Raw genomic sequence first — 6,472 nt, forward strand, 5'->3', positions numbered from 1 at the left:
GAACAGGATCTGTCATGACGTCGATCGCATCGGTCCACGGTCCCGACGACCTGCGAGCCCTCACCCTCCAGCAGACCGAGGAGCTCGCCGGGGACATCCGGCGCCTCCTCGTCGAGGAGGTCACCCGCACCGGCGGCCACCTCGGCCCCGGCCTCGGTGTCGTCGAGCTCACCCTCGCCCTGCACCGGGTCTTCGAGTCCCCGCGCGACCAGATCCTGTGGGACACCGGACACCAGACCTACCCCCACAAGATCATCACCGGTCGGGCGGCCGTCTTCGGCACCCTGCGCCAACCCGGCGGGCTCTCCGGCTACCCCTCGCGCGCCGAATCCGCTCACGACCTCATCGAGAACTCCCACGCCTCCACCGTCCTGTCCTACGCCGACGGCCTCGCCAAGGCTCACCGGCTGACCGGCGTCACCGATCGCGCCGTCGTCGCCGTCATCGGCGACGGCGCCCTCACCGGCGGCATGGCCTGGGAGGCCATGAACAACCTCGCCGACGGCGCCGATCGCCCGGTGGTCGTCGTCCTCAACGACAACACCCGCTCCTACGCCCCCACCGTCGGCGGCATCCCCGCACACCTGGAGCGACTGCGCACCGAGGAAGGCTCCCCGCGGTCCGTGTTCGAGAACCTCGGCCTCGCGTACGTCGGACCCGTCGACGGACACGACATCGCGGCCCTCGAAGAGGCCCTGCGCCACGCGGCCGGACTCGGCCGGCCCGTCGTGGTCCACTGCCTGACCGAGAAGGGCCGCGGACACGCCCCCGCCGAACAGGACGAGGCCGACCGCTTCCACGCCGTACGCCCCCGCCCCGCCGCCGGAACCGCGCCCCGCCCCGCGCCGGAACCCGCCTGGACCGATGTGTTCGGCGAGGAGCTCGCCGCACTCGGCGCCCGGCGCCCCGACGTGGTCGCCGTCACCGCGGCCATGCTCGCCCCCACCGGCCTCACCGCCTTCGCCGAGAACTTCCCCGACCGCACCTTCGACGTCGGCATCGCCGAGCAGCACGCCGTCACCTCCGCCGCCGGCCTCGCCCTCGGCGGACTGCACCCCGTCGTCGCGGTGTACGCGACCTTCCTCAACCGGGCCTTCGACCAGATGCTGCTCGACGTCGCCCTGCACCGCGCCCCGGTCACCTTCGTCCTCGACCGGGCCGGCGTCACCGGCGACGACGGCGCCTCCCACAACGGCATGTGGGACCTGTCACTGTTCCAGATGGTCCCCGGCCTGCGACTGGCCGCCCCGCGCGACGCCGCCACCCTGCGCCGCGCACTGCGCGAGGCCCTCGCGGTCCAGGACGGCCCCACCGCGCTGCGCTTCCCCAAGGGCTCCGCGGGCCGCGACGTTCCCGCCGTGGCCACTCTCGACGGCATGGACGTCCTGCGCCACGCGGGCTCGGACGTGCTGCTCGTCTCCGTCGGCGCGATGGCCGGGGTCTGCCTGGAGGCGGCCGACCGCCTCGCGGAGCACGGCTTCGGTGTCACCGTCGTCGACCCGCGCTGGATCGCCCCCGTCCCCGCCGCCCTCGTGGAGCTCGGCCTCGGCCACTCGCTGGTCGCCACGGTCGAGGACGGCGGCCGCAACGGCGGCGCCGGGGCCGCGATCGCCCAGGCCCTCGCCGACGCGGGCGCCCGCACTCCTGTCCGTACCTTCGGACTGCCCCAGCGCTTCCTGGACCACGGCCGCCGCGCCGACATCCTCGCCGCCCACGGCCTGACCGGCCGCCACATCGCCCGCGCCGTCGTCGAGGCCCTCGCCGGCCGCGACGGCTCCGACCCGATCCGTGACCTGGCCCCGCAGCCCGTGGGCGCCGACCAGTGAACCGCCCACCGATCACCCGTACCAGAGCAGGAGACACCCCATGACGGTCGCGCTCGGCATCCCGTCGATGCCCGCCCCGGTCCTCGGCGCCCGCCGCCCCACCCGACAGCTCCAGGTCGGCACGGTCGGCGTGGGCAGCCGGTCCCCCATCTCGGTGCAGTCCATGACGACCACGCTCACCTCGGACGTCAACGCCACCCTCCAGCAGATCGCCGAACTCACCGCCGCGGGCTGCGACATCGTGCGGGTGGCCTGCCCCTCCCAGGACGACGCGGACGCGTTGCCCGCGATCGCAGCCAAGTCGCCGATCCCGGTGATCGCGGACATCCACTTCCAGCCGCGCTACGTCTTCGCCGCCATCGAGGCCGGCTGCGCCGCGGTCCGCGTCAACCCCGGCAACATCAAGAAGTTCGACGACCGCGTCGAGGACATCGCCCGGGCCGCCAAGGACCATGGCACCCCCATCCGCATCGGCGTCAACGCCGGCTCCCTGGACGCCCGGCTGCTGAAGAAGTACGGCAAGGCCACCCCCGAGGCCCTGGTGGAGTCCGCGCTGTGGGAGGCGAGTCTTTTCGCCGAGCACGACTTCCACGACCTGAAGATCTCCGTGAAGCACAACGATCCCGTCGTCATGGTCCGCGCCTACGAACTCCTCGCCGAGGCCTGCGACTACCCCCTGCACCTCGGCGTCACCGAGGCCGGCCCGGCGTTCCAGGGCACCGTCAAGTCCGCCGTCGCCTTCGGCGCGCTGCTGCGCCAAGGCATCGGCGACACCGTCCGGGTCTCGCTCTCAGCGCCGCCGGTCGAGGAGGTCAAGGTCGCCACCCAGATCCTCCAGTCGCTCAACCTGCGCCCGCGGAAGCTGGACATCGTCTCCTGTCCGTCCTGCGGCCGCGCCCAGGTCGACGTCTACAAGCTCGCCGCCGAGGTGAGCGCCGGTCTGGAGGGCATGGAGGTCCCGCTGCGCGTCGCCGTGATGGGCTGCGTCGTCAACGGCCCCGGCGAGGCCCGCGAGGCCGACCTCGGCGTCGCCTCCGGCAACGGCAAGGGCCAGATCTTCGTCAAGGGTGAAGTCATCCGGACCGTACCGGAGTCGAAGATCGTCGAGACCCTGATCGAGGAGGCGCTGCGGCTCGCCGACGCCTTCGACACCGCCGCCCTGGGCACGGGCACGCCGGAGGTCGTGGCCGCGGGCTGACATCGTGCGCAGGGGCCCGGCCGGCCGGTGCGCCTCCTCGGCACATCGGCACAGCAGGGCTCAGCGCGCGCCGATGACGGACCACGCACGTCCGGACCGATCTGCTCAGCGGCCGGTTCCTCGTCACCGATCCGGGCACCGGCGAGGAGTGCGAGGTACGACGTCCTCAAGGAGGCGTTCTGGGCTCCGCCCGCCCAGACCCCCTACGGTCCCGTGCTCTCCCTCGACGACGTGATCGGCACCAAGGTCCGTGCCCTCGCCGACCGCGGCACCGTCCGAGACCTCATCGACGTCCAGGCCGCCTTCCGCCGCCGCTCCCACCGCAGACCTCGAATCCCTGGGCCGCCGTCGCGCCCACGACGAGTTCAACCGCGGGGACCTCCGGGACCGGCTCATCGGCGCGGACTGGTACGAGGATGAGGACTGCACCGCGTACGGGCTCACCTCCCGGCAGATCGAAGAACTCACGGTGTGGGCGCTGGAGTGGGCGGAGGATCCGGGCGCGCGGATCCATGACGAGAACGCCTGGGAGGCGGTCATCGCGTCCATCCCACGGTGGCGCGTGGTCCGACTTCCGGTCGAGCACCTTCGTTCCTGACCGCTGTCCAGACATCCGAGTGACGGTGATCACGGACGTCCTTTGGGGGGTTCTACATAGGTTTGGGTCGTTACCGCGGCGGAGTCCGCGAGGAGGTGCCGACACATGTGTCGGTAACGGCGGGATAGGATGCCGACGCTCGTGTCGTCAAGTGCGAGTAAAGGGCGTGCGTGCCCGGCACCGCGCCCCCCTCATCCCAGTCGCCCGGAGTCTCCGTGTTCCTTGCCCTACGCGATCTGCGTTTCGCCCGCGGCCGCTTCGCCCTGATGGGTGCCGTCGTCGCCCTCATCGCTGTCCTCGGCGTCCTCCTCTCCGGCCTCGCCTCCGGTCTGGCGGACGCCGGCATCTCCGGCCTGCGCGCGCTGCCCGTGACCCACATGGCCTTCGACGAGAAGGCGACCAGCGAGCAGTTCTCCCGCTCCACCGTCGAGCAGGAGGACTGGGAGGCCTGGGCCGAGGCCCCCGGTGTGAAGCGGGCCGAGCCCTTCGGCAACGCGCTGGTCAACGCCCAGGTGACCCAGGGCGAGGAGAAGGGCGAGCAGGTCAACCTCGCCGTCTTCGGCATGGCCCCCGACTCGCCCCTGGCCCCGAGCCCCGGTGAGGGCAAAGAGCTGAAGGACGGCGGTGGCGGCATCGTCATCACCCAGGAGATCGCTGACCTGGGCGTGCGTGTCGGGGACGTCCTGACCGCCGACAAGAGCGGGGTCCCGCTGAAGGTGGTCGGCCTCGTCGACGACACCGTCTCCTACGGCCACATCGGTGTCGCCTACGCCGACCTCGACACCTGGCGCCACGTGCACTACGGCCTGCCGGGCGAGCTGCCCGAGGCCGCACAGCGCCAGGCCACGGCCGTCGCCCTCACCCTGGAGGACGGGGCCGACGTCACCGCCGTCGAGCAGGCCACCGGCACCCGCGCCGACGACAAGGAGACCACCTACGGCGCGTCCCCCGGCTACACCGCCGAGTCGAGCACCATGGCGCTGATCAAGGGCTTCCTGTACGCCATCTCCGCCCTCGTCGTCGGCGCCTTCTCCACCGTCTGGACCGTGCAGCGCAAGCCGGAGATCGCCCTGCTGAAGGCGCTGGGCGCCCCCACCCGCTACATCCTGCGCGACGCGCTCGCCCAGGTCGTCGCGGTCCTCGTCGTCGCCACCGCCGCCGGCACCGCCGTCGGCCTGGCCCTGGGCAGCGCGATGATCGGCAAGGCGCCGTTCTCCCTGTCCGCCCCAGCCATCGCCACCTCCGCCGGCCTCCTCATCGGCCTGGGCACCGTCGGCGCCGCCGTCGCCGTCCGCCGTGTCACCGCCGTCGACCCCCTGACCGCCCTGGGAGCCACCCGATGACCACGCCCTCCACCGATCACCGGACCACCCCGGACGCCGCCGGCTCCGACGGGCTGCGCCTGCACGACGTCAGTCTCACCCTCGGTGACGGCGACACCGCCGTCACCGCGCTCGACCACGTCGAACTGACCGTCGCGCCGGGGGAGTTCGTGGCCGTCGTCGGCCCGTCGGGCTCCGGCAAGTCCAGCCTGCTCGCCGTCGCCGGCGGCCTTCAGCGGCCCACCTCGGGCGCGGTGCACATCGCGGGCACCGAGCTGACCGCCCTGTCCGACAAGGAACGCACGGCGGCCCGCCGGCGCCACATCGGTTTCGTCTTCCAGCAGTCGAACCTGCTCCCGTCCCTGACCGTCCGGGAACAGCTCCTGCTGCCCCTGCACATCGACGGACGCCTGGACGGCGCGGCCCGGACCCGGGCCGACGAACTCATCGAGGCGGTCGACCTGGGGCACCGCGCCGGCTCCCGCCCGCACCAGTTGTCCGGAGGCGAACGCCAGCGAGCCGGCCTGGCCCGCGCGCTGATGACCTCACCCGCCGTCCTGCTGGTGGACGAGCCCACCTCGGCGCTGGACCGTGAGCGGTCCGCGGAAGCGGTACGGCTGATCGCCGAGCAGACCCACCGGCACGGGACCGCGACGGTCATGGTCACCCATGACACGGCGATAATGGAAGCCGCCGACCGGGTGCACGAGATGGTCGACGGCCGGCTGTCCTGACCGGGGACGGCGGCCGGCGTCCCGTCCCCGGCACCGTCCGTCCCTCAGGAGCTCCGCCCGTATGCCGAAGATCAACGCCTCCACCGTCGTCGAACACCGTGCGCAGCAGCGCGAGGCGCTGATCGGGGCGGCGATCGACATTTTGGTGGCCGAGGGCGTCGCCGCCGTCACCCCCGCGGCGGTCGGCGCCCGGGCGGGTCTGGCCCGCTCCAGCGTCTATCAGTACTTCGACTCCTCGGCGGCCCTGCTGGCCACGGTCACCGAGGAGGCGTTCCGGCGCTCCAACGAGGTACTCACCCGCGCGACCGCCGCCGCGCGGGGCCCGGTGGAGCGGGTCGAGGCGTTCTTCCGGGAGAGCTTGCGCATCGGTGCCGAGGGCGCGCACCGCCCGGCCGCCGCTCTCATGAACGCGGGCCTCCCGCCCGCCTGTCTGGAACGCCTGATGGAACTGCACCGGGAGCAGGTCGAGCCGTTCCGCTCCGCCGTCCGCGAACTCGGCGTCCCGGAACCCGAGCTCACGGCGGACCTGATCGCCGGGATGCTGCACACGGCCCTGGCGGCCGTCGACTCCGGCGCCCCGCTGGAGACGGTCACGCGGCGCACCCTGGCCCTGGTGCGCCGCTGCCTCGTCGCTCAGGACGGCACGGGGGAGACCCCGGAAGGCGGTCGCTGAGCACAGCGGTGGGGGGGGGGGGGGGGCCCCCCCCCCCCCCCCCCCCCCCCCCCCCCCCCCCCCCCCGCGCCCCCCCCCCCCCCCCCCCCCCCCCCCCCCCCCCCCCCCCCCCCCGCGGGCG

Annotated in this window: 5 protein-coding genes and 1 pseudogene; all 6 read left to right on the forward strand. The window is 73.2% G+C overall.

What is annotated here, in order from left to right; translation table 11 throughout:
* Window positions 1-14 precede the first annotated feature (14 nt).
* Window positions 15-1,826, forward strand: coding sequence for a 1-deoxy-D-xylulose-5-phosphate synthase (locus ACFYV1_RS06695; protein ID WP_389394253.1), 1,812 nt, complete (start codon window positions 15-17; stop codon window positions 1,824-1,826).
* 40 nt (window positions 1,827-1,866) lie between these two features.
* Complete coding sequence (gene ispG / locus ACFYV1_RS06700; protein ID WP_389394254.1) at window positions 1,867-3,024, forward strand: flavodoxin-dependent (E)-4-hydroxy-3-methylbut-2-enyl-diphosphate synthase; 1,158 nt, start codon at window positions 1,867-1,869, stop codon at window positions 3,022-3,024.
* Window positions 3,025-3,074: 50 nt separating this feature from the next.
* Window positions 3,075-3,622, forward strand: a pseudogene (locus tag ACFYV1_RS06705) (nucleotidyl transferase AbiEii/AbiGii toxin family protein); the annotation flags it as partial.
* A 215-nt stretch (window positions 3,623-3,837) separates the two neighbouring features.
* A complete protein-coding gene (locus tag ACFYV1_RS06710; protein ID WP_389394255.1) occupies window positions 3,838-4,965 on the forward strand; it encodes an ABC transporter permease in 1,128 nt (375 codons plus the stop codon).
* A complete protein-coding gene (locus tag ACFYV1_RS06715; protein ID WP_389394256.1) occupies window positions 4,962-5,678 on the forward strand; it encodes an ABC transporter ATP-binding protein in 717 nt (238 codons plus the stop codon). The genes ACFYV1_RS06710 and ACFYV1_RS06715 overlap by 4 nt, the downstream gene beginning before the upstream one ends.
* A 61-nt stretch (window positions 5,679-5,739) precedes the next feature.
* The gene (locus ACFYV1_RS06720; RefSeq protein ID WP_389394257.1) at window positions 5,740-6,351 is read left to right on the forward strand and encodes a TetR/AcrR family transcriptional regulator; all 612 of its coding nucleotides are present in this window, start codon (window positions 5,740-5,742) and stop codon (window positions 6,349-6,351) included.
* Window positions 6,352-6,472 lie beyond the last annotated feature (121 nt).

Source organism: Streptomyces sp. NPDC003023, assembly GCF_042888225.1.
Classification (GTDB): domain Bacteria; phylum Actinomycetota; class Actinomycetes; order Streptomycetales; family Streptomycetaceae; genus Streptomyces.

Excerpts from the sequence above, each read along its gene's own strand:
- ACFYV1_RS06695 (WP_389394253.1), top strand. The coding sequence starts at position 15 with ATGACGTCGATCGCATCGGTCCACGGTCCCGACGACCTGCGAGCCCTC.
- ispG (WP_389394254.1), top strand. The coding sequence starts at position 1,867 with ATGACGGTCGCGCTCGGCATCCCGTCGATGCCCGCCCCGGTCCTCGGC.
- ACFYV1_RS06715 (WP_389394256.1), top strand. The coding sequence starts at position 4,962 with ATGACCACGCCCTCCACCGATCACCGGACCACCCCGGACGCCGCCGGC.
- ACFYV1_RS06720 (WP_389394257.1), top strand. The coding sequence starts at position 5,740 with ATGCCGAAGATCAACGCCTCCACCGTCGTCGAACACCGTGCGCAGCAG.